The sequence below is a fragment of the Nocardioides flavus (ex Wang et al. 2016) genome (assembly GCF_014653115.1).
Lineage (GTDB): Bacteria > Actinomycetota > Actinomycetes > Propionibacteriales > Nocardioidaceae > Nocardioides > Nocardioides flavus.
In genome coordinates, this window is the sequence record NZ_BNAD01000008.1 from 38404 (window position 1) to 64314 (window position 25911).

The 25911-nt window shown below is 72.1% G+C and carries 28 protein-coding genes and 1 tRNA gene; 7 read left to right on the forward strand and 22 right to left on the reverse strand.

Translation table 11 applies throughout. From position 1 onward, the window contains the following. Positions 1-10: 10 nt before the first annotated feature. The 3 genes from IE200_RS13755 to IE200_RS13765 form a co-directional block, all read right to left on the reverse strand. A complete protein-coding gene (locus IE200_RS13755; RefSeq protein ID WP_191280060.1) occupies positions 11-622 on the reverse strand; it encodes a hypothetical protein in 612 nt (203 codons plus the stop codon). 135 nt (positions 623-757) lie between these two features. Beyond that, on the reverse strand, positions 758-1408 hold the full coding sequence (locus IE200_RS13760) for a response regulator (protein WP_191280061.1): 651 nt from the start codon (positions 1406-1408) through the stop codon (positions 758-760). Between the two features lie 50 nt (positions 1409-1458). Further along, positions 1459-1947, reverse strand: a complete 489-nt coding sequence (locus IE200_RS13765) for a GNAT family N-acetyltransferase (protein WP_191280062.1) — start codon at positions 1945-1947, stop codon at positions 1459-1461. Between the two features lie 94 nt (positions 1948-2041). On the opposite strand from IE200_RS13765, the gene IE200_RS13770 reads away from it, so the two are divergent. Next, positions 2042-2425 (forward strand): VOC family protein, encoded by a 384-nt coding sequence (locus IE200_RS13770; RefSeq protein ID WP_191280063.1) that lies wholly within the window; start codon positions 2042-2044, stop codon positions 2423-2425. 7 nt (positions 2426-2432) lie between these two features. Here the strand turns inward: IE200_RS13770 and IE200_RS13775 are convergent, their stop codons facing one another. Continuing rightward, the gene (locus IE200_RS13775; RefSeq protein WP_191280064.1) at positions 2433-2969 is read right to left on the reverse strand and encodes a DinB family protein; all 537 of its coding nucleotides are present in this window, start codon (positions 2967-2969) and stop codon (positions 2433-2435) included. A gap of 114 nt (positions 2970-3083) precedes the next feature. Then, on the reverse strand, positions 3084-3623 hold the full coding sequence (locus IE200_RS13780; RefSeq protein WP_191280065.1) for a hypothetical protein: 540 nt from the start codon (positions 3621-3623) through the stop codon (positions 3084-3086). Positions 3624-3675: 52 nt separating this feature from the next. Between IE200_RS13780 and IE200_RS13785 the strand changes: the two genes are divergently transcribed. Beyond that, positions 3676-4023 carry a YchJ family protein gene (locus tag IE200_RS13785; RefSeq protein ID WP_229856561.1) on the forward strand — a complete coding sequence of 116 codons (348 nt, stop codon included), beginning with the start codon at positions 3676-3678 and terminating at the stop codon, positions 4021-4023. On the opposite strand, the gene IE200_RS13790 is transcribed toward IE200_RS13785, so the two are convergent. The 5 genes from IE200_RS13790 to IE200_RS13810 are packed head-to-tail and all read right to left on the reverse strand — an operon-like array spanning position 4016 to position 8308. Further along, complete coding sequence (locus tag IE200_RS13790) at positions 4016-4642, reverse strand: YigZ family protein (RefSeq protein ID WP_191280067.1); 627 nt, start codon at positions 4640-4642, stop codon at positions 4016-4018. The genes IE200_RS13785 and IE200_RS13790 overlap by 8 nt on opposite strands. Further along, positions 4639-5658, reverse strand: a complete 1020-nt coding sequence (locus IE200_RS13795) for a YihY/virulence factor BrkB family protein (RefSeq protein WP_191280068.1) — start codon at positions 5656-5658, stop codon at positions 4639-4641. Before IE200_RS13795 ends, IE200_RS13790 begins: the two co-directional genes overlap by 4 nt. A 16-nt stretch (positions 5659-5674) precedes the next feature. Continuing rightward, positions 5675-6451 carry a sulfite exporter TauE/SafE family protein gene (locus tag IE200_RS13800; protein WP_191280152.1) on the reverse strand — a complete coding sequence of 259 codons (777 nt, stop codon included), beginning with the start codon at positions 6449-6451 and terminating at the stop codon, positions 5675-5677. A 13-nt stretch (positions 6452-6464) separates the two neighbouring features. Further along, positions 6465-6905 (reverse strand): hypothetical protein, encoded by a 441-nt coding sequence (locus tag IE200_RS13805; RefSeq protein WP_191280069.1) that lies wholly within the window; start codon positions 6903-6905, stop codon positions 6465-6467. Further along, positions 6902-8308: a cystathionine beta-synthase gene (locus tag IE200_RS13810; RefSeq protein ID WP_191280070.1), complete on the reverse strand. Its 1407-nt coding sequence runs from the start codon at positions 8306-8308 to the stop codon at positions 6902-6904. Before IE200_RS13810 ends, IE200_RS13805 begins: the two co-directional genes overlap by 4 nt. Positions 8309-8369: 61 nt before the next feature. On the opposite strand from IE200_RS13810, the gene IE200_RS13815 reads away from it, so the two are divergent. Further along, positions 8370-9407, forward strand: a complete 1038-nt coding sequence (locus IE200_RS13815; protein ID WP_191280071.1) for an SGNH/GDSL hydrolase family protein — start codon at positions 8370-8372, stop codon at positions 9405-9407. A 72-nt stretch (positions 9408-9479) separates the two neighbouring features. Here IE200_RS13815 and IE200_RS13820 read toward each other — a convergent pair whose 3' ends face one another. From IE200_RS13820 to eno, 9 genes are all read right to left on the reverse strand, one after another. After that, the gene (locus IE200_RS13820; RefSeq protein WP_191280072.1) at positions 9480-10346 is read right to left on the reverse strand and encodes a Bax inhibitor-1/YccA family protein; all 867 of its coding nucleotides are present in this window, start codon (positions 10344-10346) and stop codon (positions 9480-9482) included. Between the two features lie 157 nt (positions 10347-10503). Continuing rightward, a tRNA-Leu gene (locus IE200_RS13825) sits at positions 10504-10580 on the reverse strand. A 27-nt stretch (positions 10581-10607) separates the two neighbouring features. Next, entirely contained in the window at positions 10608-11165 is a 558-nt protein-coding gene (gene def / locus IE200_RS13830) for a peptide deformylase (RefSeq protein ID WP_191280073.1), read from the reverse strand. Positions 11166-11173: 8 nt separating this feature from the next. After that, positions 11174-11692, reverse strand: a complete 519-nt coding sequence (locus IE200_RS13835; RefSeq protein ID WP_191280074.1) for a glycine cleavage system protein R — start codon at positions 11690-11692, stop codon at positions 11174-11176. Then, a complete protein-coding gene (locus IE200_RS13840; protein ID WP_191280075.1) occupies positions 11689-12540 on the reverse strand; it encodes a uracil-DNA glycosylase in 852 nt (283 codons plus the stop codon). The genes IE200_RS13835 and IE200_RS13840 overlap by 4 nt, the downstream gene beginning before the upstream one ends. After that, on the reverse strand, positions 12537-13499 hold the full coding sequence (locus IE200_RS13845) for a Ppx/GppA phosphatase family protein (protein ID WP_191280076.1): 963 nt from the start codon (positions 13497-13499) through the stop codon (positions 12537-12539). The genes IE200_RS13840 and IE200_RS13845 overlap by 4 nt, the downstream gene beginning before the upstream one ends. A gap of 7 nt (positions 13500-13506) precedes the next feature. Further along, positions 13507-14016: a DUF501 domain-containing protein gene (locus IE200_RS13850; protein ID WP_229856562.1), complete on the reverse strand. Its 510-nt coding sequence runs from the start codon at positions 14014-14016 to the stop codon at positions 13507-13509. A gap of 35 nt (positions 14017-14051) precedes the next feature. Continuing rightward, positions 14052-14684: an FtsB family cell division protein gene (locus IE200_RS13855; protein WP_191280078.1), complete on the reverse strand. Its 633-nt coding sequence runs from the start codon at positions 14682-14684 to the stop codon at positions 14052-14054. Positions 14685-14703: 19 nt separating this feature from the next. Next, positions 14704-15981 carry a phosphopyruvate hydratase gene (gene eno, locus IE200_RS13860; protein ID WP_191280079.1) on the reverse strand — a complete coding sequence of 426 codons (1278 nt, stop codon included), beginning with the start codon at positions 15979-15981 and terminating at the stop codon, positions 14704-14706. 193 nt (positions 15982-16174) lie between these two features. Here eno and IE200_RS13865 point away from each other — a divergent pair, with 193 nt between their 5' ends. From IE200_RS13865 to IE200_RS13875, 3 genes are all read left to right on the forward strand, one after another. Then, a complete protein-coding gene (locus tag IE200_RS13865) occupies positions 16175-17008 on the forward strand; it encodes a helix-turn-helix domain-containing protein (RefSeq protein WP_191280080.1) in 834 nt (277 codons plus the stop codon). Beyond that, entirely contained in the window at positions 17005-18267 is a 1263-nt protein-coding gene (locus IE200_RS13870; protein ID WP_191280081.1) for an APC family permease, read from the forward strand. Before IE200_RS13865 ends, IE200_RS13870 begins: the two co-directional genes overlap by 4 nt. 300 nt (positions 18268-18567) lie before the next feature. Next, on the forward strand, positions 18568-20046 hold the full coding sequence (locus IE200_RS13875) for an HNH endonuclease signature motif containing protein (protein WP_191280082.1): 1479 nt from the start codon (positions 18568-18570) through the stop codon (positions 20044-20046). A gap of 287 nt (positions 20047-20333) precedes the next feature. On the opposite strand, the gene IE200_RS13880 is transcribed toward IE200_RS13875, so the two are convergent. Genes IE200_RS13880 through mfd form a run of 3 tightly spaced genes read right to left on the reverse strand, consistent with a single transcriptional unit; the run spans position 20334 to position 24978 of the window. Further along, positions 20334-20744 (reverse strand): MazG nucleotide pyrophosphohydrolase domain-containing protein, encoded by a 411-nt coding sequence (locus tag IE200_RS13880; protein ID WP_191280083.1) that lies wholly within the window; start codon positions 20742-20744, stop codon positions 20334-20336. A 5-nt stretch (positions 20745-20749) separates the two neighbouring features. Continuing rightward, positions 20750-21418: a hypothetical protein gene (locus tag IE200_RS13885; protein WP_191280084.1), complete on the reverse strand. Its 669-nt coding sequence runs from the start codon at positions 21416-21418 to the stop codon at positions 20750-20752. Beyond that, positions 21415-24978, reverse strand: a complete 3564-nt coding sequence (gene mfd / locus IE200_RS13890) for a transcription-repair coupling factor (protein WP_191280153.1) — start codon at positions 24976-24978, stop codon at positions 21415-21417. Before mfd ends, IE200_RS13885 begins: the two co-directional genes overlap by 4 nt. A gap of 198 nt (positions 24979-25176) precedes the next feature. Between mfd and IE200_RS13895 the strand changes: the two genes are divergently transcribed. Beyond that, positions 25177-25896 carry a hypothetical protein gene (locus IE200_RS13895; RefSeq protein ID WP_191280085.1) on the forward strand — a complete coding sequence of 240 codons (720 nt, stop codon included), beginning with the start codon at positions 25177-25179 and terminating at the stop codon, positions 25894-25896. Positions 25897-25911 lie beyond the last annotated feature (15 nt).

The window sequence follows — 25911 nt, forward strand, 5'->3', positions numbered from 1 at the left end:
GGGACTGGTGTCACCTCAGGACGGGGTACTTCTGCACCAGGTCCGTGCGGTTCCACCAGTGACCCAGCCCCCACGTGGTGCCGGCCGCGCCGAGGGCGAGGACAGCCATCACGATCACGCCGACGAGGTGGTCGTCGACGACCGGGTTGTTCTCCAGGGGGAGCACTGCGGCGTACATGAAGGCGTACATCAGGGCGCCGGCGGCGGTGCCGATCCGCATGCCCACCCCGAGCAGGAGGGTGACGCCGATGCCGAGCAGGCCGATCATGAACAGCCAGTCCACCCAGGCCTGTCCGGCCATGGAGTTGAACATCCCCTGGAGGGGGTTGTCCGCGGGGACGCCGAAGGTCAGGAATCCCTCGGTGGGGCTGCCGCCGTTGAGCCACGCGGCGTCCTGGGCCATGAAGTCGATCCCCGTGCGGGATCCGTCCTCGGCGAACTGGGCGCCCGTCCCGAAGCCGAGTGCGAAGGTCTTGTCGAGGAAGGCCCAGAGGAAGGTGATTCCGAAGGCGATCCGCAGGACGGCGAGCGCGCGGGCCAGTCCGTGGTTGCGGACTTCCTCGGTCTCGGAGGTGGTGACGCCTTCGGTGCTGATGTGGTGCTGGCGGTGGATGACGTTCATCGTCATCTCCTCCTCTGGTGGTGGGTTTCCGGGTCACCACCAGAGTCGCTTCTCCCGGCTTCGGGCAGCAGGGTCGCCGGTCACCACGTCGCCGGGACCTAGGTCCCCAGCGCCGAGGGACTGTCAGCGAGGGTCTCAGCGAGGGAGGTCGCCGAGCAGCTTGGAGGCCAGCACGGCCGCCTGAGTACGCCGCTCGAGGCCGAGCTTGGCGAGGATGCTCGAGACGTAGTTCTTGACCGTCTTCTCGGCGAGGAACATCTGCTCGGCGATCTGCCGGTTGGTCAGTCCCTCGGCGATGTGGCCGAGCAGCACGCGCTCCTGGTCGGTCAGCGAGGCCAGCTCGTCGGGCGTGCCGGGGCCGTTGCGGATCCGCTCGAGCACCGTCGCGGTCATCGCCGGGTCGATGAGCGACTTACCGGACGCCACGTGGCGGATCGCGGCGACCAGGTCGGAGCTGCGGATCTCCTTGAGCACGTAGCCGGCGGCGCCGGCCATGATCGCGGCGAACAACGCCTCGTCGTCGTCGTAGGAGGTGAGGATCAGCGCGTTGATGCCGGGGTCGACGGCCCGCACGGCGCGGCACACCTCGATCCCGGAGCCGTCCGGCAGGCGCGCGTCGAGCACCGCCACGTCCGGGCGCATGGCCGGGATGCGGGCCGTGGCCTCGGTGGCGGTGGCGGACTCCCCCACCACGACGATGTCCTCCTGCTGCTCGAGGAGGAACTTGAGTCCTTCGCGGACCACGTCGTGGTCGTCGAGGAGGTAGACGCGGATCGGGTCGGCCATGGGCACATTCCACCAGACCGCGCGCGGGTCCGCTGCCCCCTCGCCGGTGATCAGCCCAGGTCGAGGTACATCACGTGGAGCCCGACCCGGCCCCGGCTCGGGCTCTCGAAGGCGCGGGGCACCGTGCCGATGATCTCGAAGCCCAGGTCCTGCCAGAGGCGTACGGCGGCGGCGTTGGTCTCGACCACGGCGTTGAACTGGATGCCCGCGAAGCCGTGGTCGCGGTGCCACGCGACCACGTGCTCGCCCAGCAGCCGGCCGACGCCACGACCGCGGGCGTCGGCGGAGACCATGAACGAGGCGGTGCCGACGTGGGCGCCCCGACCGGGACGGTTGGGGCCCATCTTCGCCGACCCGAGGACCCGACCCTGCTCCTCCAGCACGACGGTCTCACCGGGTGGCTGCTCCATCCACCAGTCGCGCGCCTGCTCCGAGGTCGCGCCCAGCGGGTAGGCGTACGTCTCGCCCACCTCCACGATATCGCGCCAGAACGGCCAGATGGCGGGCCAGTCGTCCGAGGTCGCGGTCCTGATGATCATCTCGTCCTCCTCCGTGGTCCACCGGTCTGGAGCAGTCTCCCGCCCGACGTCCGGCGGGCGCACACTGGGAGGACCCGGCACCAGGGAGGCGCACATGTCGCTCACGCACCGCACGGTCTCGATGATGCTCCCGGTCACCGACGTGGACCGCGCCCGCACGTTCTACTCCGAGTCCCTCGGGCTCGACTACACCGGCACCAACGACGAGGGCAGCGCGCTCTACGCGCTGGACGGCGGCTCGACGCTCGTCCTGCTGCCCCGCCCCGACAGCCTCCCCTCCGCGAGCACCGCGATGAGCTTCGAGGTCGACGACATCGCCGCCGAGATCGGCGAGCTCGAGGACCGGGGCGTCGTCTTCGAGGACTACGACCTGCCCGAGCTCCGCACCGTCGACCACGTCTGCGTGCTCGGCTCCGAGAAGGCCGCGTGGTTCAAGGACCCCTCCGGCAACGTGCTCTGCCTGCACGAGCAGACCTGAGGAGGCCTCAGACGTCCGTCGCGCCGTCGATCGACTGGCGGATCAGGTCGGCGTGGCCGGCGTGGCGGGCGTACTCCTCGACCATGTGGACCAGCACCCAGCGGATCGACGCCGTCTCCCCCTTCCCCGGCGGCCGGGGAAGGGCGACGGGCCGCCCGAGGTCGGGGTCCGCGGTCAGCATCGCGTCGAGGCACTCGTCGGAGCGCTCGATGGCGGCGACGAGCAGGCCGTCGAGCTCGCCGTGGGACCGGCCGGCGGCGCTGTGCCAGTCCCAGTCGGGGTCGTCGTCCCACGGCGCGGTGTCCCACGGCGCGGCCGGCTCGTGAGCCGCGAGGTTGTAGGAGAACCAGTAGTCCTCCACGAACGCGAGGTGCGCGAGCATCCCGCCGAGCGTGAGGTCGCTGGGCGCCAAGGGCTGGTCGAGCTGCTCGTCGGTGAGGCCCGACGCCTGCAGCCGGATCGTCGCCCGGTAGTGGTCGAGGAACGAGCGGAGCATGCCGACCTCGTCGTTGCGGAAGGTCGTCGCGGGCCGCTCGATCGTCATGCCCACGACGCTAGTGCGTGGACGCGCGGACAGAACATCCGACATCCGACCACGGCCGCGCTTCGGTGGATCATGCGACCGGGGTTGTGTCCGCGCGTCTACGCGATCGCTGCGTCAGAGGGTCGGGCCCTCGCCGCGCAGCTTGTCGACCTCGGCCATCGCGTCGCGCAGCTGGCCGAGCCACTCGTCGGCGTGCTCCCCGACCAGCCGCACCGACCACGCCAGCGCGTCGGAGCGGGACCGCGCGACACCCGCGTCGACGAGGGTGTCGAGGACCCGGCGCTCGGGCTGTCGCAGCCGGGTCATCACCGGGGCGGCGACGTGGGTGAACAACGCCTCGGTGTCGCCGAGCCGCGCCCCCCACGACACCTTGCGGCCGTAGCGCGCCTGCGCCTCGAGCGCGACCTCGATGCGCGCGTCCCGGGTCTCGGAGCGGAACCGGCCGATGCGCCCCTCGGCCTCGCTCCCGCTGACGTCGTCGGCGGCGAGCGTGCCCACCACCAGGATCTCCTCGCGGTCGACGGTCACGTCGACGGCGCTGAACCATGCCTCGGGCAACCGCCCGCGGAACCACTCGGACGCATCGCTCGCGTCCGGCAGGTCGGCGACCTGCCACCCGCCGCGGCGTCCGCGGCGACCTTCGTCTGTTGTCATGCTTACATGATTACACCGCTACACAAACGCTGTCGATAGGCTCGCGCCCGTGCTGACCACCTCCTGCCCCTGCGGCACCGGCGAGACGTACGACGCCTGCTGCGGCCCGCTGCTGGCCAGCGTCGCGCAGGCCTCGTCCCCGGAGCAGCTGATGCGCTCGCGCTACACCGCCTTCGTCCTCGGCGACGCCGATCACCTCTTCCGCACCTGGCACCCGCGCACGCGCCCCGACGACGTCCGCCCCGACCCGGCCACCCGGTGGACGGGGCTCGAGGTCATCGCCGCCGAGGGCGACACGGTCGAGTTCGTGGCGTCGTGGGAGGGCGGCTCGATGCACGAGGTCAGCCGCTTCGAGCAGCGCGCCGGGCGGTGGTGCTACGTCGACGGCGCGGTCACCTGACGTCGACCCAGCGCTCGCCGACCGGCTCGAGGACGCCGTGGCCGGCGGTGGCGGCCGCGACGACCTCGCTGAGCCGGTCGACCTCCTCGGCCGCCGCCGCGAGCAGCAGCCGCACCCGGGCGTCGTACGCGACGTCGAGGACGCGGGCGCCGCGCGCCCTCAGCTCGCCCTCCACGCGTCCGGCGTCCGCGTGGCCGAGGTCGAGCGCGAGCTCGGTCAGCAGCGAACGTCGCAGGGTGCCGGCCCCGGCCAGCGCCGCCCGGACCGCGTCACCGTAGGCCCGCACCAGGCCGCCCGCGCCCAGCAGCGTCCCGCCGAACCACCGGCTGACCACGGCCGCGACGTCGCTGACCCCGGCCCCCTTGAGCACCTCGAGCATCGGCGCGCCCGCGGTGCCGGCGGGCTCGCCGTCGTCGGAGGACCGCTGGAGCGAGCCGTCGGGACCCAGCACGAAGGCCGAGCAGTGGTGCCGGGCGTCCCAGTGCTCGCGCCGCACCGCCGCGACCAGCTCGCGGGCGGCCTCCTCGGTCCCGACCCGACGCAGGGTGCACACGAAGCGGGAGCCGCGGTCCTCGACCTCGCCGCTCCCGTCCCGGGCGACGGTGAGATAGCTGGTCACGTCGACCGGTCGGGCGCGGCCGGCCGGTCGGGCTCGCGCTCGGCGGGTCCGGGCTCCCACCGCACGACGACCTTCTCGAAGCCCTTGTGCCGCTGCATCCGGGCATACAGCGCGTACGCCTCGCGGTCGGCGTCCGTCAGCACCACGTTGTCGGTGAAGGGCGTCAGCAGCGCCCGCGGCCACAGCCGCCGGGCGAGCACGACGTTGACCTCGGTGGCGAGCACGGCCATCACCGCGCCGATCCAGAGGAAGCCGATCAGGCCGAGGACCAGGCCGAAGGTCTTCGTCATCGACGAGGTGTTGACCAGCACCCGGTCGACGTAGGCGGCGCCACCGATCTGCAGCAGCTGCCACAGGACGGCGAGGGTGAACCCGCCCGGGGCGGCGCGCCGGAACGAACGCTGGTTGGTGGCGGCGAAGCGGAAGAGGTAGGTGAGGCCGGTGCCGACCACCAGGACCGTCACCAGCGGCAGCAGGGCCCTGATCCCCCCGCCGATGACCTCGGTGAAGACGTCGGTGGTGCTGGCGACGGTGGACACGATGGTGACCCCGAGCAGCGACAGTCCGGCCGTCAGGAGCAGGAGCAGCGTCTTGACGCGGGCGTAGAACGGGTTGGGGCGGCTGTTGCGCGGCACGGACCACGCGACGTGCTGGGTGTTCTGCAGTGCCTGTCCGAGCCCCAGGGTGCCGTAGAGCGCGGCGAGCGCACCGACGACGACGCCGGCGACCGAGCCCTGCAGACCCTCCGGTCGACCGATCTCGTCGCCGATGATCGGGAACTGCGAGAGCGCGGAGTCGAGGATCTGCTCCTGCCACTGCGGCTCGCCGCGCAGGAACAGTCCCAGGATCGACGTGCCGAGCAGCATCAGCGGGAAGATCGCGATGAAGGCGTAGTAGGCCAGCGCCGCGGCGAGGTAAGGGCCCTGGTCGTCGAAGTACTTGTAGACGACCGCGATGGGGAAGCCGAGCACCGGGTGGCGGCGCTGGAACGCGTCGACTCTCCCCACGGCTCCCACGAGGGGAGGGTACCGGTCACCACCAGCCGAGCAGGTCGCCTCCGATGCGCACCACGAAGCCGCTCACGACGACCAGGAAGAACGCGCGGACGAAGCGGGCACCGCGCGCCATCGCGAGCCGTGCGCCGAGGTAGCCGCCGGCGATGTTGGCCGCCGCCATCGGCAGCGCCAGCTGCCAGAGCACGGCACCCTGCGGGACGAAGACGACCAGCGCAGCGAGGTTGGTGGCCCAGTTGGCGAGCTTGGCCTTGGCCGAGGCCTCGAGGAAGTTGTAGCCCAGCAGTCCCACCAGGGCGAACACGAGGAACGATCCGGTCCCGGGGCCGATCGCCCCGTCGTAGAAGCCGATCGTCATGCCGGTGAGGGCGACGACGGTGAGGTGCTGCCCGCCGCGGAAGCGCAGGCGGGTCAGCTCACCTACGCTCGGCCTGGCCACGACGTACCCCCCGACGAGCACCAGCACGACGAGGATGACGGGGTCGAAGGCACTGCGCGGCAGCAGCGAGGCCACGAGTGCGCCTCCGGCCGACCCGAGGGCCGCCGCGAGCATCAGCGGCAGGAAGGTCCGTGGGTCGGGGCGGATCCGCCTGACGTACGTCGCGGCGCTGATGGAGGTGCCGCAGAACGACGCCAGCTTGTTGGTCGCCGCGATCTGCACGACCGACGCGCCGGGCAGGCCGACCAGCAGCGCGGGCAGCTGCACCAGCCCTCCGCCGCCGACGACCGCGTCGACGAAGCCGGCGACCAGCGCCGCGAGGACGAGGAAGGCGACGACCTCGAGCGAAAGGTCCATCACGGGCGCGAGATCAGCTGGGCGTCGTGTCCCGGCTGAACTCCTGCACCACGACGGCGTCGTAGCCCTCGGGCATCGTCGCGCTCAGCCCCGGGCAGACGAACTGCTGCGACTGGTCCTCGACCATCGTCGCCGCCGAGCAGCTGACCGTGGCCAGGGGCGAGCCGTCCGCGGAGAACACCATCTCGAAGAGTGCCGCACGCTCCTCCTCGGAGCGGTTGGTGATCGTCCCCTTGACCTCGGGCGTGGTCACCTCCTCGACGCCGGCGGACCGCTTGATCGGGTTGATCTCCCAGCCGTCCTCGACCGTGAAGGAGTTCCACGAGAACGCCTCGCCGACCTCGACCTCGACGGGCGCGGTGTCGGTGTTGAGGTCGTCCCCGCAGGCGCTGAGCGCGCCGGTGAGCAGGCCGATGCCGACGAGGGCCGCGCAGGCCCGGGCGGCGCGCCTCACGACGCGGCCACGAAGGTGAGGAGGTCCTGGCGGGTGAGGACCCCGATGGGCTTGCCGTCCTCGTGGACCAGCACTGCGTCGGCCTTCTCCAGCAGCGTCACCGCGTCGGCGGTCGGCTCGGTGGAGCCGATCGTCGGCAGCGCCGGGGACATGTGGTCCTCCACCGGGTCGTTCAGCTTGGCGGCGCCGGCGTACAGCGCGTCGAGCAGGGTCGACACCGACACGGAGCCGGCCACCTCCGCGGCGACGATCGGGGGCTCGGCCCGGACGACCGGCATCTGGCTCACGCCGTACTCCTGGAAGATGTGGACGGCCTCGGCGATGGTCTCGCCGGGGTGGGTGTGGACGAGGTCGGGCAGCTGGCCGGACTTGCCACGCAGCACCTCCCCCACGGTGCGCTGGTCGCCCGGCGCGCCGGTGGCGAAGCCGTACTGGGCGAGCCAGTCGTCGTTGAAGATCTTGGTCAGGTAGCCCCGGCCCGAGTCGGGCAGCAGCACCACGATGACCGCGGACTCGCCCTCCGGCGTGCCCGCGAGCTCCTGCGCCACCTGTCGTGCCGCCCAGGCCGCCATGCCGCAGGAGCCGCCCACGAGGAGCGCCTCCTCACGGGCCAGGCGCCGCGTGAAGGCGAACGAGTCGGCGTCGGACACCTCGATCACCCGGTCGGCCACACCGCGGTCGTAGGTCTCGGGCCAGAAGTCCTCACCCACGCCCTCGACGAGGTAGGGGCGGCCGGTGCCGCCGGAGTAGACCGAGCCGGCGGGGTCGGCGCCGATGACCTGGACCTCGCGCCCCTCCTTGGCCGCCTGCTCCTTGAGGTAGCGGCCGACACCGCTGATCGTGCCGCCGGTGCCCATGCCGCACACGAAGTGCGTGATCTTCCCGTCGGTCTGCTCCCAGATCTCCGGGCCGGTCGTCTCGTAGTGCGATCGCGGGTTGTGCGGGTTGGAGTACTGGTCAGGCTTCCAGGCGCCCGGCTGCGAGGCGAGCCGGTCGCTGACGTTGTAGTAGGAGTCGGGGTGCTCCGGCGCGACCGCGGTCGGGCACACCACGACCTCGGCGCCGTACGCCTTGAGCACGTTGCGCTTGTCCTCGCTGACCTTGTCGGGGCACACGAAGACGCACTTGTAGCCCTTCTGCTGGGCCACCATCGCCAGGCCGACGCCGGTGTTGCCGGAGGTGGGCTCGACGATCGTGCCGCCGGGCTGGAGGGCTCCCGAGGCCTCGGCCGCCTCGATCATCCGGGTCGCGATGCGGTCCTTCACCGAGCCACCGGGGTTGAGGTACTCGACCTTCGCCAGCACCAGCGGACCAGCCGCCCCCTCCGGGAGGTCGAGGGTACGGCCCAGCCGGACCAACGGGGTGTTGCCGATCAGGTCGAGAATCGAGTTCGCGTACTGCACGCGGCCAATCTAGCCGTCTACTGCTGCGTAACATGCAACGCCGCCTGAGTACGCTCGGGGCGTGGGGGCAACTGGAGCAGCACGCAAGCTGGCATCGGCCGCGGCCCTGGGCGGGGGCGGCCTGTCCGTGCTCGGCGCCGGCCTGTACGGGGTGCTGGTGGCCGAGGCCCGGTTCGCCAGGAAGGTCATCGGCGTCATCGGCGACGGTCGTCCGCCCGACGCGACCGGCTGGTACGGCCGCGGGCGCCCCGGGCCCGCCGTCCGCATCGCGCTGCTCGGTGACTCGAGCGCCGCGGGCTACGGCGTGGACCGCGTCGAGGACACCACCGGCGCCCACCTGGCCACCGGCGTGGCCGCCCAGGCCGACCGCCGGGTGCACCTGCGCTCCTTCGCGGTGGTCGGCGCGCAGTCGAGCGCGCTGGCCGACCAGGTCGACGCCGCCCTCGCCACCCACCCGGACGTCGCGGTCGTGCTCATCGGCGCCAACGACGTCACCCACACCGTGCTGCCCTCCGCGTCGGTGCGCCACCTCGCCGAGGGCGTGCGGCGCCTGCGCGAGGCGGGCGTGGCGGTCGTGGTCGGCACCTGCCCGGACCTCGGGACGGTCCGGCCGATCCCGCCGCCGCTCAAGCAGGTCGCCCGCGAGTGGTCGCGCCGGCTCGCCGCAGCACAGACGATCACCGTGGTGGAGAACGGCGGCCGCTCGGTCTCCCTCGGCGACATCCTCGGCCCCGAGTTCGACGCCGCCCCCGCGGTGCTGTTCGGTCCCGACCGGTTCCACCCGTCCGCCGACGGGTACAAGCAGCTCGCCTCGGTGCTCGTGCCGTCCTGCCTCGCGGCGCTCGACCTGCTGCCCGAGGACGAGGCGCTGCCCGAGCCCCGACGCCGCGAGGGCATCCTGCCGGTGGCGGCCGCCGCCGTGCGCGCGGTCCGTACGCCCGGCACCGAGGTCGACGGCACCGAGGTCGGTGGCAACCAGCGCGGCCTGCGCGGCCGCTGGGTCGAGCTGCGCCACCGCCGGCGCCGCCCCTCCACCGACGCCGAGTCGCCCGACCAGCACGAGGACGAGCACCCGCTCGACTCCGCCCCCGACACCTGAGGACCGGACACGGCACCGGCCCGCCCGAGCTGAGCTCGGACGGGCCGGTGGTGGTTCAGGTGATCGGCAGGATCACTCGCTGCGCAGGATCGCCAGGAGGCGGAGCAGGTTGGTGTAGATCCAGACCAGGCTGACGGTCAGGCCGAACGCCGCCCGCCACGACTCGCGCTCCGGGAGGCCGGCGGCGACGCCGTTCTCCACGAAGTCGAAGTCGAGGATCAGCATCAGGATGCCGAGCACGAGGCCGGCGAGGGCGAAGACGAAGCCGAGGCCGCCCATGCCGTAGAGACCGGTGTTGACGCCGAAGAAGCTCAGCACCAGCGACAGCAGGCCCAGGCCCACCATGCCGAACATGGCGGCGACGACACCGCGGCGGAACTTGTCGCCGACCTTGATGTCGAGGACCTTGTAGGCCGCCAGCGTGCCGGCGAACGCACCGAACGTGCCGATGACCGCGCTGGTCACGACGCCGTCGAACTGGGCCTCGAAGACCTTGCTCACCGCGCCGAGGGCCACGCCCTCGAAGGCGGCGAAGGCCAGGACCAGCGCCGGGCTGATCACGCGCTTGAACGAGTTGACCAGCGACAGCAGGAACGCGCCACCGGCACCGAGGCCCGCCAGCATCAGGGCACGGGACGCGGCCTCCTGGGCCTGGGTGTCCGTGCCGCTGAAGTCACCGATCCACCACCAGGTGATGATCGCGGTGACGAAGACGAGCCCGACCGACATGGCGGTCTTCTGGATGACCGAGTCCACGGTCATCCGGCCCTGGTCCACCTGTCCCGGCGTGCCGGTGCCCCACTGGGACGGGTCGGTCCCGGTGTCGCCGTAGCCGGGGTAACCGGCACCACCGGCGGGGTAGGTCTGGTTGCCGTAGGCGTTCGACGAGGCGCGGTTGAACTCCTCGGAACGGGCGAAAACGGGATTGTTGCTCTTCATGGTCTCTCCTTGGAGGCCGCCCCCGGAGGTTCCGGGGGGTCGGCGCCGTCGCGGTGACGGCGCCCGTGTGCGTCTCCCCCACTCTAGCCGGGGGAACACCTGTTCAAACGTGTGCGGGGCGGGCGCTGTTCCCGTCACAGCAACTTCTCAGGATGAGTGGTGCCCCGGCTGGGGTTCGAACCCAGACTGTGCGGTTTTTAAGACCGCTTCCTCTACCGGTTGGGATACCGGGGCGTGCGACCGGCCGACGGACCGGCCGGGTCAGAGGTACGTCTTGCGAGCGTAGACGGCGTGCGCGCCGGCCGCCCGGTCGAGGAACAGCAGTCCGTCGCAGTGGTCGATCTCGTGCTGCAGCGCCCGCGCCTCGAAGGCCTCCGCCTCGAGCTCGACCTCCTCGCCGGTGCCGGGCAGCTGGCCGCGCACGACGATCCGGCTGGGGCGCTTGACGTCCCCGGTGAAGTCCGGGACGGACATGCAGCCCTCGCGGGCCTTCTCGTTGCGGCTGCCGGAGACGACCTCGGCGTTGCACAGCACGAACGTGCCGTGGTGCTCGCGCGTCTTGGGGTGCTCGGAGACGTCGACGCAGAAGACCTTGGCGCCGACGCCGACCTGCGGCGCCGCGAGGCCCACGCACCCCGGTGAGACCCGCATGGTGGCGACGAGGTCGGCGGCGAGGCGTACGACGTCGGGCGAGGTCGGGTCGACCACGTCGCCGACCGCGGACAGCACGGCGGCGGGGGCCCGTACGACCTCGCGCAGCTCACCGGGCACGTCGAGCTCGGCCTCGGTCCAGTCCCGGACCCGGGGGTTGGTGGTCACGGCGCGGCTCAGAGCTCGTCGGTCTCGGCGGCGCGCAGGGTCACGTCGATCCCGAGGTCGCCGGCCACGCCCACCAGGTCGCGCTCGAGCGCGGAGACGTCGGCGCCGGCAGGGAGGTCCACCTCGGCGACCAGGAGGTAGAGGTCGCCGGCCAGCCGCGTCGTGAGATCGGTGATGTTGCCCCCGACCCCGGCGATGACGGCGACGACGGCCGAGACGATGCCGGGACGGTCACCGCCGTGGACCGACAGGATCCACGACGTGCCGCTCGCCGGGGCGACGGCCTCGGCCGGCACCTCGCGGACCGTGACGGTCAGGCTGCCGTCAGCCGTCAGCGGTGCGAGCGCGGCCTCGATGTCGACGTCCGGGACCACTCCCTCGCAGACCAGCATCATCGCGAAGTGCCCGCGCAGCAGGGTCATCGTGGAGTCCTCGAGGTTGAGCCCGAGGCCCGCGAGCCTGCCGGTGGTCTCGGCGATGATGCCGGGACGGTCGTGGCCGAGGACGGTGATGGCGTGGAGGGTCACGCGGGCAAGTCTGTCAGCGCCCGCGCCCGCTCGAAGACGGCGTCCGTCATCTCGGCGGTGAGCCGCCGGGTGTAGGTGTTGTGGGGCGAGGGGTGGTAGCACCCGATGAGGGTCACGTCGCCGAGCCCGACCTCGACGCCGTGGCCGAACTTCGGCCGCCTCGTCGGCACCGTCGCACCTGCGGCGGCCAGCGACCTCAGGGCGCCGTCCCAGCCGAAGGAGCCGAGGGCCACGACGGCGCGCACCGTCGGGAGCAGGGCCAGCTCCGCGGCGATCCAGGGCGCGCAGGTGTCGCGCTCGTCGGCCGTGGGCTTGTTCTCCGGCGGGGCGCAGCGCACGGTGGCGACCATCCGGGCGTCCACCAGCTGCTGCCCGTCACCGGCGTGCTCGCTGGTGGGCTGGACGGCCCAGCCGGTGCGGTGCAGGCTCGCGAAGAGCCAGTCGGCGCTGGGGTCGCCGGTGAAGATGCGGCCGGTGCGGTTGCCGCCGTTGGCGGCCGGCGCGAGACCGACGATCAGCAGCGACGGGTCGGCGGCACCCCACCCCGGGATCGGCCGTCCCCAGTAGGGCTGGTCGGCGAAGGACGCGCGCTTGCCGACCGCGACGTCCTCGCGCCACGTCACCAACCGCGGGCAGGCCGCGCACACGCTGACGCGCGCCCCCAGCTCGTCGAGGGCGACGCCGTCGGCGAGGCGGCGTACGTCGCGGGCGTCGCGCGCCACCGGCGTGTCCGCGGCGGCCGGGTCGTCGGGCCAGCCGCTGCCGGGCTCGACGGGGCTGGCGAACTCGCCGCCCACGAGCGGGTGCGGGAGCCAGGTGGGCGCGGAGGGCTCGGTCGGCCGGGTCATCCGCCGCTGCGCCGTCGGCCGATGGCGGCTGCCATGCCGTGCAGGATGTCGGCCTCGGACACCACGTGCTCGGGCACCGGCACGCGGGCCAGGACCCTGCTCCAGATCAGCGCGCCCGCATCGATCACGTCGGCGCGGCCGGGGTGCATGTAGGGCAGCGCGCGCCGCTCGGCGACGGTCATCGCGACGAGGCCGTCGATGAAGGCCGAGGTGGCGTCGTTGGCCAGGACGGCCCCGTCGAACGCCTCGCGGTCGTAGGCGCCGAGCGCGAGCACACCGCAGGCGAGGGTCTTGATCGTGCCGGAGGTGCCGATGACGGTGCGGGTGCGGGTGAGGTCGATGCCGGCGGCGCCCAGACCGGCGTCGAGGTGCGCGTCGATGTCGGCGACGCACGCCGCGACCTCGGCCGTCGACGGCGGGTCGCTGTGGACGTGCCGTTCGTGGAGGCGTACGGAACCGATGTCGACCGACACCGCCTGCAGGGTCTCGCCCTCGCCCAGCACGAGCTCGGTGGAGCCGCCGCCGATGTCGACCACCAGCACCGGCTCGGGCGGCATCGGGTCCTGCGCCGCGATCGCGCCGGCGTGCACCAGCGCCGCCTCCTCGTCGCCCGACAGCACCTCGGGCTCGATGCCCAGCCGGCGTCGTACGCCCTCGCGGAACACCTCGGCGTTGCGCGCGTCGCGGGTGGCGGACGTGGCGCAGAAGCGGACCCGCGCCGGCGGCACACCGTGGCGGCGGATGGTCTCGGCGAACTCGTCGATCGCCGAGAACGTGCGCTGGAGCGCCTCGTCGGCGAGCTCGCCGGTGCTGTCGACGCCCTGGCCGAGCCGCACGACCCGCGAGTCGCGCAGCACGACGTCGAGGCGTCCGTCGTCGGTCGGCCGGGCGATGAGGACCTTGATCGAGTTGGTCCCGCAGTCGATGGCGGCGACGGTGCTCCGGAGGGCAGCGCTCATGGGAGCCTCAGTCCGCGTCCGGCCGCTCGACGCACGGCCCCGACTCCCACCACGGGCCGAGCAGGTCGAGCACCTCGTCGCCGAGCGGGTTGACCCCGCGGCCCATCGCGAGCGACTGGGCGGCGAGGACGTGGAGGCACTTCACCCGGTCGGGCATCCCCCCGGCGGTGATGCCCTCGATCTCGGGGACGTCGAGCCCGGCCCGCTCCCCCACCTCGGCGCGGACCTCGAGGTAGCGCTCGTGGGCGGCGCGGTAGTCCGCGGCGAGCTCCTCGTCGGTGCCGAGCCGGGCCTGCATCTCCTTCATGAGGCCCGAGCCCTCGAGGGTGCCGATGCGCGACGCCGCACGCGGGCAGGTGAGGTAGAAGGTCGTCGGGAACGGCGTGCCGTTGGGCAGGCGCGGCTCCGTCGTCACCACGTCGGGGTTGCCGCAGGGGCAGCGGTGCCCGACGGAGTCGATGCCGCGCGGCCGGCGCCCGAGCTGGGCGTGGATGGCGGCCTCGTCGGCCGGGTCGATCGTGTGATCACCGGTGTGATCGTCCTTGCGGTTGCTCACTGCTGCGTTCCGTCGATCATCTCTGCGGGTTCCTCGTCGGGCGGGGGCGGGTTGCCGGCGAGCTCCATCGACTCCCAGGCGGCGGTCCACCATGCCTTGGGCATCGTCTTGATGACCTCGTCGGGGTCGTTGAGGGTGGCCTGGGCCTCCAGCGGCCGGCCGTCGACGCCGATGACCTCGAAGCCCTGCTCGCCCGGCATCAGGTAGCCGAACCGCTCACGCGCCTGCGCCTTGACGTAGGCCGGGTCGTCCCAGCGCTTCTTCTCCCGCTCGAGGTCGGTGATGCTGGCCTCGCGCTCGGCGATCTGCGCCTTGAGGTCGCCGATGTGGGAGCGCTGCTGGAGGTAGGCGCGCAGCGAGGAGGCGTACGACACCGTCAGCACGGCCAGCACCAGCACGAGGACGGCGGCCCGGCCGGTGAAGCGCGGCCGGCGCGCGGCGTTGCGCGGAGCGGTGCGTGGCGCGTGGGTGCGAGCCGCGACGCCCGTCGGGTCGGCGCGGGGGGCAGGCGTACGCGTCCCGCCCGCCCGCGGCCGTGTGCCGCGGGCGCCGGGGTGCGTGCTGTGGCCCTGCCTCGGTCCGCGCGGTCCGCCGGGCCCGCCACGGGGCGTACGGCGCTGGGAAGGCATGCGGACCAGTCTGCCTGCTTCAGCCGGAGAAACGCGGGAAGGCACCCCGCCCGGCGTAGCGAGCCGCGTCACCCAGCTCGTCCTCGATGCGGAGCAGCTGGTTGTACTTCGCGACGCGGTCCGAGCGGGCCGGCGCGCCGGTCTTGATCTGGCCGCAGTTGGTGGCGACGGCGAGGTCGGCGATGGTGGTGTCCTCGGTCTCGCCGGACCGGTGGCTCATCATGTTGCGGAAGCCGGCACGGTGGGCGAGGTCGACGGCGTCGAGGGTCTCGGTGAGGGAGCCGATCTGGTTGACCTTGACCAGCATCGCGTTGGCCTGGCCGCCGTCGATGCCACGCTGCAGGCGCTCGACGTTGGTGACGAAGAGGTCGTCGCCGACGATCTGGGTCCTGTCGCCGAGGGCCTCGGTCATGGCCTTCCAGCCGGCCCAGTCCTCCTCGTCGAGCGGATCCTCGATCGAGACGATCGGGTAGGAGGAGACGAGGTCGGCGTAGTAGGCGACCATGTCGTCGGTCTTCTGCTTCTTGCCCTCGAAGGTGTAGGAGCCCTTCGCGTGGAACTCGGTCGCCGCGACGTCCATCGCGAGCGCGATGTCCTTGCCGAGCTTGAAGCCGGCGGACTTGACGGCCTCGGCGATCAGGTCGAGCGCGGCGCGGTTGCTCTCGAGGTCCGGGGCGAAGCCGCCCTCGTCGCCGAGGCCGGTGGAGAGGCCCTTCTTCTTCAGCACCGACTTGAGCGCGTGGTAGACCTCGGCGCCGTGCTGGAGCGCCTCGCGGAAGGTCGGCGCGCCGATCGGGGCGATCATGAACTCCTGCACGTCGACGTTGGAGTCGGCGTGCGCGCCGCCGTTGAGGATGTTCATCATCGGCACGGGCAGGACGTGTGCGTTGGGGCCGCCGACGTAGCGGAAGAGCGGGAGGCCCGCGGACTCCGCGGCCGCCTTGGCGGTGGCGAGGGAGACGCCGAGGATGGCGTTGGCGCCGAGCTTGGCCTTGTTGGCCGTGCCGTCGAGGTCGAGCATCGCCTGGTCGAGCAGGCGCTGGTCGTCGGCATCGAGGCCCACGACCACCCCGGCGATGGTCTCGATGACGCCGTCCACGGCCTTCTGGACGCCCTTGCCGAGGTAGCGCTTGCCGCCGTCACGCAGCTCCACCGCCTCGAAGGCGCCCGTGGAGGCGCCGCTGGGGACGGCCGCGCGGCCGAACGCGCCGTCCTCGAGGAGGACCTCCACCTCGACGGTGGGGTTGCCGCGCGAATCGAGGATCTCGCGGGCGCCGACAGCAGCGATGATCGACATGACAGGACTCCTGGTGGGGATGTCGGGGTGGGCCCGGGTCGGGTCCGTACGGTCAGCCGTCAGCCTATCCACGCGCGTGCCCGACGTCGCGGGGGTGTCCGTCGACTGTCCCCCGCCGTTCCCCCCGGCCGTTCCCCCGGCCGTTCGCCCGGCCGTTCCCGGGCTGTCGGCCGGCGCCGCTACGGTGACCGTCGTGCCCCATGCCACGGCCGGACCCGTCGACCGTTTCCGGAGCTTCGTCGCCCGCGCCGTGGCCGACGACGGGCCGGACTCGGCCCGCTTCCGCCGGGCGATGGCGGGCGAGTCCGCGGCCCGGTTCGCCGACCGCATCGTCCTCGAGCGTGCCGCCCACCTCGTCCGCACCACCGCGCGCTCGTTGCAGGACATCGCCGACGACAGCGGCTTCCGCGGCTACGACGTCTTCGCCCGGGCCTTCCGGCGCGAGTACGGCGACCTCCCGTCGCACTGGCGCGCTGATCCGACGTCCCACGTCATCGACGCGCCCGGCGAGGTCCACGTCCACCCGTCCGGGGCGCTGCGACTGCCGGCACGCGGGCGGATGGACGCCGCGGACCTGGTCGTCACGATGGTGGAGCGCCACATCCGGACGCTCGGCGAGCTCCTGGACGCGGCGGCAGCCCGTACGGACGGTGAGGCCGCGCCGGCTGCCGACGGAGCCGGTGTGCTCTCGGCGCTGACCCGCGCGGTCGAGCAGCTGGAGGAGCTCAGCGCGCTCGTCCACGACTCGGCCGACCCCGGTCCGGAGGACGCCCCCGCTCCCGACGGCACAGTGCCGGCGCTCCGGGCCCGACTGGACCGGGTCGGCCCCGAGGTCGTCGACGCCGTTGCACTGCTCGCGACGACCGGCCGCTTCGACGAGGCGTTCGTCGACCCCTTCTCGGCCGCACCGGCGACGAGGTCGTTCGGCGCGATGCTCACGGGCATGCTGACCGACGCCGACGGGCTGGTGTCCCTCGCCCGCGCCGAGCTGAGCGGGCGTGGAGCCTCGTGGCAGGTTCCCGCATGAGCGCCCAGCCCGCCCTCGCCCGGCGTCTCGGCACCTTCGACGCGACCGTCGTCGGGCTCAGCGCCATGCTGGGCGCCGGCGTCTTCGTCGCCTTCACCCCTGCCGCGGAGGCAGCAGGCCGTGGCCTGCTCGTCGGCCTCGGCATCGCAGCGGTCATCGCGTTCTGCAACGCCGTGGCCTCGGCCCAGCTCGCCTCCTCCTACCCCTCCTCCGGCGGCACCTACCTCTTCGGCCGCGAGGTGCTGGGTCCGTGGTGGGGCTTCCTCGCCGGCTGGGGCTTCGTGATCGGCAAGACCGCCTCCTGCGCCGCGATGGCCATGACGTTCGCGGCGTACGCCCTCCCCGACACCACCTCGGGCACCGGCGCCGGGTGGGGGCAACGCGTCCTGGCCGCGCTCGCGGTGGTGGCGTTCACCGTGCTCAACCTGCGGGGGATCACCCGTACGGCCACTGCGGCTCGCGTGCTGCTGGTCGCGACGCTGGTGGTGCTCGTCGGCTTCCTGGTGCTCGCAGGCACGGGAGACGCGCAGCCGACCGCGCCGCTCGAGGCGACCGGTGGCGTGTGGGGCGTGCTGCAGGCAGCGGGCCTGCTCTTCTTCGCGTTCGCCGGCTACGCCCGTATCGCGACGCTCGCCGAGGAGGTGCGCCGGCCCGAGCAGCTCGGCCGGGCCATCCTCATCGCCCTGGGCACGGCCGTCGTGCTCTACCTCCTCGTGGGGCTCGCCCTGGTGCAGGTCCTCGGTGCCGACCTGCCCGGCAACGCCGTGCCCGTCGCCGCTGCCACCGACGCGCTCGGTGCGGAGTGGGCCGTCCCGGTCGTACGCGTTGGCGCCGCGGCTGCCGCCCTCGGAGCCCTGCTGGCACTGCTGGCCGGCGTGGGTCGTACGACGCTGGCGATGGCCCGCGAGCGCGACCTGCCTGCTCGCCTGGCGTCGGTCGACCCACGACACCACGTGCCCGACGCCGCCCAGGTGGTCATCGGGGTCGCGGTCGTGGTGCTCGTGCTGGTCGCCGACCTGCGCGGAGCGATCGGCTTCTCCTCGTTCGGCGTGCTCGTCTACTACGCCGTCGCCAACCTCTCCGCGCTGCGCCAGCCTGCCGAGCAGCGGCGCTGGCCGCGAGGACTGCAGGTGCTCGGGCTCGCCGGCTGCCTCGTGATGGCCGCCGCCCTGCCGTTCGGCTCCGTCCTCGCCGGGCTGGCGGTCTTCGCCGTCGGAGCGCTGGGCCGGATCGTCGCGCAGCGGGTCACCTCGCGCTGACCCTCGACGCCTCCGCTGGTCGAGGAGCGACGGAGTCGCGTCACGAGACCCTCGACCCGGTTTCGTGACGGTCGCTGCGCGACCTCCTCAACCACCGAAGCCCGCTGGTCGAGGAGCGACGGAGTCGCGTCACGAGACCCTCGACCCGGTTTCGTGACGGTCGCTGCGCGACCTCCTCAACCACCGAAGCCCGCCGGTCGAGGAGCGACGAAGTCGCGACACGAGACCCGTCGAAAGTCGTGGGCCACCTACCGTCCACAGCCATGGTCAGTGTCGGTGGCCTGCCGTAGAATCGAACACATGATCGAAGTACTGGCAGGGCCCGGAGCAGGTGAGGCAGACGCCTTCACCGCCGCTGGCCTGCTCGCCTCGATCCGGTCCGCTCGCGACGCCGAGAACCAGGCAGCAGCAGAGCAGCTGGACCTGGCCGCGCGGTGGGCCGACCTGCACCCGCCCGAGTCCACCCACTCCGCCGCCACGTTCGCCGTCCCGGGGTGTGAGCACGAGGAACCCATCGCCGGTGACGGTGCGCCGTTGGTGGCGGAGTTCTGCGTCGCCGAGCTCGGCACCGTCCTCGGCATCTCCACGACGGCGGCGAAGAAGCTCATCGGGCACGCGCTCGAGCTGCGCCACCGCCTCCCCCGGCTCTGGGACCAGGTCCACGCTGGGCAGGTCCCGGCCTGGCGGGCCCGGTCAGTCGCCGCGACCACCATCCACACCAACCCCGTCCTGACCCGGGAGGCAGCCGGGTTCGTCGACGCGCAGGTCGCCGCCGTCGCCGGACGCATCGGGCCCGCGCAGCTCGACCGGCTCGTCGCCGAGTCCATCAAGCGCTACGACCTCGCCGTCGCCGACCCGACCGCCGATCCGGAGGACGGCTACCTGTCGGTCGACCCGCGCCACGTCACCGTCCACGACGACGACGTCCACTTCGCCGGCACCATGCGCATCCAAGCGGAGGTCGACCTCGCCGACGCCCTCGACCTCAACCGCGCCGTGGCCCACGGTGCAGAAACCTTGAAGGCACTCGGCTCCACGCTGTCGCTCGACGCCCGCCGCGCCAAGGCCCTCGGGAACCTCGCTCGCACCCAGACCGTCCTCGACCTCCACGCCTCGGGCGCGACCGGACCGGCAGACATTGATGGGCTGCCGCCCGCGCGGGAAGTCGTCATCCACGCCCACTTCGACGCCACCCTGTCCGGCGACACCACGATCTTCGGGCCGACCGGGCGGATGGAGAACGGCCAACGCCTCGTCCTCCTCGAGCAGATCCAAGCCTGGTGCGGCGACACCCGCACCCGAGTGACGGTCAAGCCGGTCATCGACCTCAACGCGAGCCTGACTGGGCAGACGCGCAGCGTTCCCGACCCGATCCGTGAACAAGTGATCCTCCGCGACCGCACCTGTGTGTTCCCCCGCTGCGGCCGCCCTGCCCGGGGCTGCGACATCGATCATGTCGTGCCCTGGGACGAACACGCCGAAGCCGAGGGCAGACCCCAACCCGGACCGACCACCACCGGAAACCTCGCCGCCCTGTGCCGGTTCCACCACCGCCTCAAGACCCACTCGGGCTGGCGATACGAAACCACCGCGCCCGGGATCTTCGAGTGGAGAAGTCCCCACGGCTACCGCTACCGCCGCGACCACACCGGCACCACCGAGCTCGACGCGAATCACCTGGACGACCTTGGTCTCGTGACGGGCGCCAGAGCGCCCTCCTCGACCAGCGGACACCCACCCGACATCCCACCCGGCATCCCCCGACCCCGCCGACGATGACCCCGCCCCGCACCCCGCCAGTCCCCACGATGGCGGGGCCACAGGCACGCCGACAGTGCGTCTCCCAGCATCACTGACCGGCGCAACACGGGTGGACGCCACAGTGCACCAGCTTGTGCCGCAGCCATGGACTGATGCTCACAGCATGGCGAGGCCACGCGCGCCTCGGCGCAGTTCCGCTCGAGACATCCGGATGACTCATCAGCGCTCGTCGACGTCCTGGCGTGGCGCTACTCGTTCGACCACGAGCAACGACGGCAAGCGGACCGCGGTGCCGGCCGTGGGCCTCAGCCCTCGCCCCTCCCGGAGGACTCCGCCTTCTCCGCCGCCTTGGCCGCGTTCCAGAGCCGCAGCACCTCGGCGGCGTCGGTGGCCACCGCGTCGCCGAAGACGTGCGGGTTGCGACGCTCCATCTTGGCGATGACCCCGCGCGCCACGTCGTCGAGGGTGAAGTCGCCGGCCTCCTCGGCGATGACCGCGTGGATGACCACCTGCAGCAGCAGGTCGCCCAGCTCGTCGCACAACGCGGCCGGGTCACCCGACTCGATGGCCTCGACGACCTCCTCGGCCTCCTCGCGGACGAACGGGATGAGCGAGGTGTGGGTCTGCTCCCGCTTCCACGCGCACTCGCGGCGCAGCAGGCGCATCTGCTCGGCGAACGCCTCCAGGGCGGACCCGTCGGGGGTGGCGTCCGCCATCCGGCTCAGCCGCAGCGGTGGTTCGTGGGCAGGCTGCGGGCGAAGGCCGGGTCGGGCTCGGTGCCCAGCCCCGCCTTGGCCGTCTCGCCGACCGCCACCGAGGTGTTGGTGTCGACCGGCGACAGCACGCCGTCGACCACCTCGAGCCCGTAGCGCGGGTCGATCTCGATGTCGTTGGCGTTGGGCCACTGGTTGAAGACGTCGATGCCGGCCTGCGTGGCCTGGTCGGTGGTCGGGTCGGAGACACCCGACTCCTCGAGCTCGATGCGCCCGACCTGGTCGAGGATGTCCTGGACGTACGCCGTGGTGGAGGCCAGCTCGACGTAGTCCTCGCGCACCTCCTCGGGCTGGGTGCCCGCGGTGCCCAGGCGCTGCGCGACGTCGTTGCGGTAGGACGAGCCCGCCTCGACGCCGTACTCGTCGGCGATCTGCGTGGCCTGCGAGCGAAGCGTGAGGAGCTGCACGACGTACTGGCGGACGAAGCCCATCGGCACCTCGGACTCCAGGTCGCCGACCGCCGTGCAGTAGTTGGCGGTCATGGCGTCGATCTGGCGGACCGTCAGCTCCTCGTCGCCGACCTTGGCCGCGACGCCGGGAGAGGCGCTGCCGCACCCGGTCAGCAGCAGGCCTGCCAGGCACGTCGTCGCGACCGTCATCAGGCGGGTCTTGCTCACGAGTCACTCCCAGTGGTTGCTGCTGTGGTGGCGGGCTGGCCGGCGGGCGCCGGTGGCGCGATCACCTCGTCGATCACGCCGCGGGCCCATTCAAGCAGGGCCACTCCCGCGACCGGCTTGACGGGGAACCCCGCGCCCTGGGGTCGCGGCACGAGGATCGTACTGACGGGCGCCTTGACGATGCTCTTGGGATACAGCCGGTTCAGCCGTACGACGCGCGACTCCGGCAGGTCGACCGGGGCGAAGCGGACGTACTTGCCGGCGACGGTCACCTCGCCGACCCCCACCTGGCGGCACCGGGCACGGAACCGCGCGACCACGAGCAGCGACTCCACGACCTCGGGCGGGTTGCCGTAGCGGTCGAGCAGCTCGGCGCGGACCTCGTCGACGTCGGCGTCGGTGCGCACCTCGGCGAGCCGCTTGTAGATCTCGAGCCGCAGCCGCTCGCTGGGGATGTAGTCGTGCGGCAGGTGGGCGTCGACGGGCAGCTCGATGCGCACCTCGGCGACCTCTTCCTCGCCGCCGCCCTTGAAGTCGGCGACAGCCTCCCCGACGAGACGGACGTAGAGGTCGAAGCCGACGTCGGCGATGTGGCCGGACTGCTCGCCGCCGAGCAGGTTGCCGGCGCCGCGGATCTCGAGGTCCTTCATCGCGATCGCCATGCCGCCACCGAGGTCGGAGTGCTGGGCGAGCGTCGCGAGCCGCTCGTGGGCGGTCTCGGTCAGCGGCTTCTCCGCCGGGTAGAGGAAGTACGCGTAGGCGCGCTCGCGCGAGCGGCCGACGCGACCGCGCAGCTGGTGCAGCTGCGAGAGACCGAGGGTGTCGGAGCGCTCGATGATCATCGTGTTGGCGTTGGAGACGTCGAGGCCGGACTCGACCAGGGTGGTGCACACGAGGACGTCGAAGCGCTTCTCCCAGAAGTCGAGCATCACCTGCTCGAGCTGGCGCTCGTTCATCTGGCCGTGGGCGGTCGCGACGCGGGCCTCGGGCACGAGCTCGCGGATGCGGGCGGCGGCCTTCTCGATGGAGTTCACCCGGTTGTGGATGTAGAAGACCTGCCCCTCACGCAGCAGCTCGCGGCGCACCGCCGCCACGACCTGCCGGTCCTCGTAGGCCCCGACGTAGGTGAGCACCGGGTGGCGCTCCTCGGGCGGGGTGGTGATGGTCGACATCTCGCGGATGCCGGTGACGGCCATCTCGAGCGTGCGCGGGATCGGCGTCGCGCTCATCGACAGCACGTCCACCGACGTGCGCATCCGCTTCATCTGCTCCTTGTGCTCGACGCCGAAGCGCTGCTCCTCGTCGACGATGATGAGGCCGAGGTCCTTCATCCGGATGTCCGGGTTGAGCAGGCGGTGGGTGCCGACCACGATGTCGATGGAGCCGTCGGCGAGGCCCGCCACGACCTCCTTGGCCTCCTTGTCGGTCTGGAAGCGCGAGAGCCCCCTGATGACGACGGGGAAGCCGCTCATCCGCTCGGAGAAGGTCGACAGGTGCTGGGTCACGAGCAGCGTCGTCGGCACCAGCACCGCCACCTGCTTGCCGTCCTGCACCGCCTTGAACGCCGCGCGCACGGCGATCTCGGTCTTGCCGTAGCCCACGTCGCCGCACACGAGGCGGTCCATGGGGACGACCTGGCGCATGTCGGACTTGACCTCGTCGACGGTCGTGAGCTGGTCGACGGTCTCCGTGAACGGGAAGGCGTCCTCGAGCTCGCGCTGCCACGGGGTGTCGGGGCCGTACGCGTAGCCCTTGGTGGCCTGGCGCGCGGCATAGAGCTTGATCAGCTCCGCCGCGATCTCGCGCACCGCGCGGCGCGCCTTGTTCTTGCGCTTGGTCCAGTCGCCTCCACCGAGGCGGTCCAGGCTGGGGTTCTCGCCGCCGACGTAGCGGGTGACCTGGTCGAGGGTGTCGGCGGGGACGTAGAGCATGTCGTTGGGCCCGCCGCGCTTGCTCGGGCCGTACTCCAGGACGAGGTACTCACGCACCGCGCCGCCGATCTCGCGCTGCTTCATCTCCACGAACCGCCCGACGCCGTGCTGCTCGTGCACGACGTAGTCGCCGGCCTTGAGCTCGAGCGGGTCGATCTGCTTCTTGCGTCGCGCCGGCATCTTGCGCATGTCGCGGGTCGAGGTCTTCTGCCCCGACAGGTCGTCGCCGGTGACGATCGCGACCTTCGCCTCGTCGTCGACGACGCCGTGCACGAGGTGGCCGCAGGTCACCGTCACGACGCCCGCCCCGGCCGTGCCGCCCTCCTCGACGAGACGGGCCGCGATGTCGTTCTCTCCGAGCAGCTCGACGAAGCGCTCGGCCGGGCCGTGACCGGCGTGCACGACGACGACGTCGAGACCTTCGGACGCCCAGCCGCGGATGTCGTCGACCGCCTGCTGGAGGTCGCCGCGGTAGGCCTCGGCGGCGTGGGTGGGCAGGGTGACGGAGTCGCCGTCCTCCTCGATCCCGAAGGGGCTCACCGCCCACCACGCGTGCCCGAGCCCGAGGGCGTGCAGGCGCACGTCGGCGATCTCGCGGTAGGACGCGGCGCCGAGGTCGATCGGAGCCGTGCCACCACCGGCAGCGGCTGCCCAGGACGCCCCCAGGAACTCCTCGCTCGTCGCGACCAGGTCGTGCGCCCGGCTGCGCGCGCGCTCGGGGTCGAGGACCAGGACCGTGGTGCCGGCCGGCATCAGGTCGACGAGGAGTTCCATCGAGTCGACGAGCGCAGGGGTGAGGGACTCCATGCCCTCCACGGCGATGCCGGCGGCCATCTTGTCGGTGAGCTCGAGCAGCTGCGGGTGCGCCTGGCCGAGCTCGGCGGCGCGGCGGCGTACGTCCTCGGTCAGCAGCAGCTCGCGGCACGGCGGCGCCCACAGCCGCTGCACCGTCTCCAGCGTGCGCTGGTCGGCGACGGAGAAGGCCCGGATCTCCTCCACGTCGTCACCCCAGAACTCCACCCGCAGCGGGTGCTCCTCGGTGGGCGGGAAGACGTCGACGATGCCGCCGCGCACCGCGAACTCACCGCGCCGCTCGACCATGTCGACGCGGGTGTACGCCGCCTCGGCCAGGCCGCGGACGACGTCGTCGAGCGCCCGCGAGTCGCCGGGCGCGAGCTCGACCGGCTCGATGTCGGCCAACCCCGGGACCTGCGGCTGGAGCAGGCTGCGGATCGGTGCGACGACGACCTTGAGGGGACCGTTGGCGGCGTCGGTGCCGGGGTGGCGCAGGCGGCGCAGGACGGCGAGCCGGCGCCCGACGGTGTCGCTGCGAGGGCTGAGCCGCTCGTGCGGGAGCGTCTCCCAGCTCGGGTAGTAGGCGACCGTGTCGGGGTCGACGAGGTCACCCAGCTCCTCGACGAGGTCCTCGGCCTCCCGCGAGGTCGCCGTGACGGCCAGGACCGTACGGCCGCGCTCGACGAGGCCGTGCACGACGAACGGACGGACCGCGGCCGGACCGGTGAGGTCCAGGGCGTTGCGGGTGGCGACGTCGGCGAGTGCGCCCCCGAGCGTGGGGGCGCTGACGACGCGCCGGGCGACGGCGGCGAGCGGCGAGGACGGCACCGGGATCCCTTCGGAAGCACTTCACGAGCACGCGGAAAAGCCCCCACTTGGCAAAGGAATGGGGGAGGATGAAAGTCTACGGGCGCTGCCCGACGGGGGTTCGTGGGGGACGAGGGGTTTGTCCCGTGCGCCTCAGGGGTAGCAAGCACCTGTGCCCGGCCGACGGCCGGGATCCAGAACTTCACTCGAGAGGAACAACGGGGAATGCGCATCACTCGCTTCGTCGCCGGCACCGTCTCCGCCGGCCTGCTCGGCCTCACGCCGATCGCCATCGCCGCGCCGGGCCAGGCCGCCAGCACGTGGACCACCACCACCACCGCCACGCCCGACACCACGTCGGTGACGTACGGCGACGACCTCTACATCAACGTCGACGTCGCCGGCTCCGACGGGTACGGCCCGAGCTCCGGCACGTCCACCCTCTACGCGATGGAGGCCGGCTCCTCGACCTGGGTCCCGGTGACCACCGGCGCCTACCCGGGCTCGGACTTCTACCCCGTGAAGCCGCGCATGACGACCACCTACAAGGTCGTGTTCAACGGCTACACCGAGCCCGTGCAGACCGAGTACAGCGACAACTACACGCCCAGCGAGTCGGCCCCGTTCACCGTCGGCGTGACCCGCAACGTCAAGATCGACAACGCCAAGGCGCGGATGACGATCAAGGGCAAGGTCAAGCCGAACTACAAGAAGAAGAAGGTCAAGGTCCAGATCAAGAAGGGCAAGCGGTACGTCAAGTTCAAGACGGTCAAGACCGACAAGAAGAGCAAGTTCCAGGTCCGGCTGCCCGCCCCCCGCCGTGGCAACAAGCTCTACTTCAAGATCACGGTCCCCGGGAACTCGAAGTTCCAGTCCTACAGCGAGATCTGGTACACGTACAGCTACCGTTCGACCATCACCCCGCGCATCGCGAAGCTGGGCTGACGTCACCGGTCACTG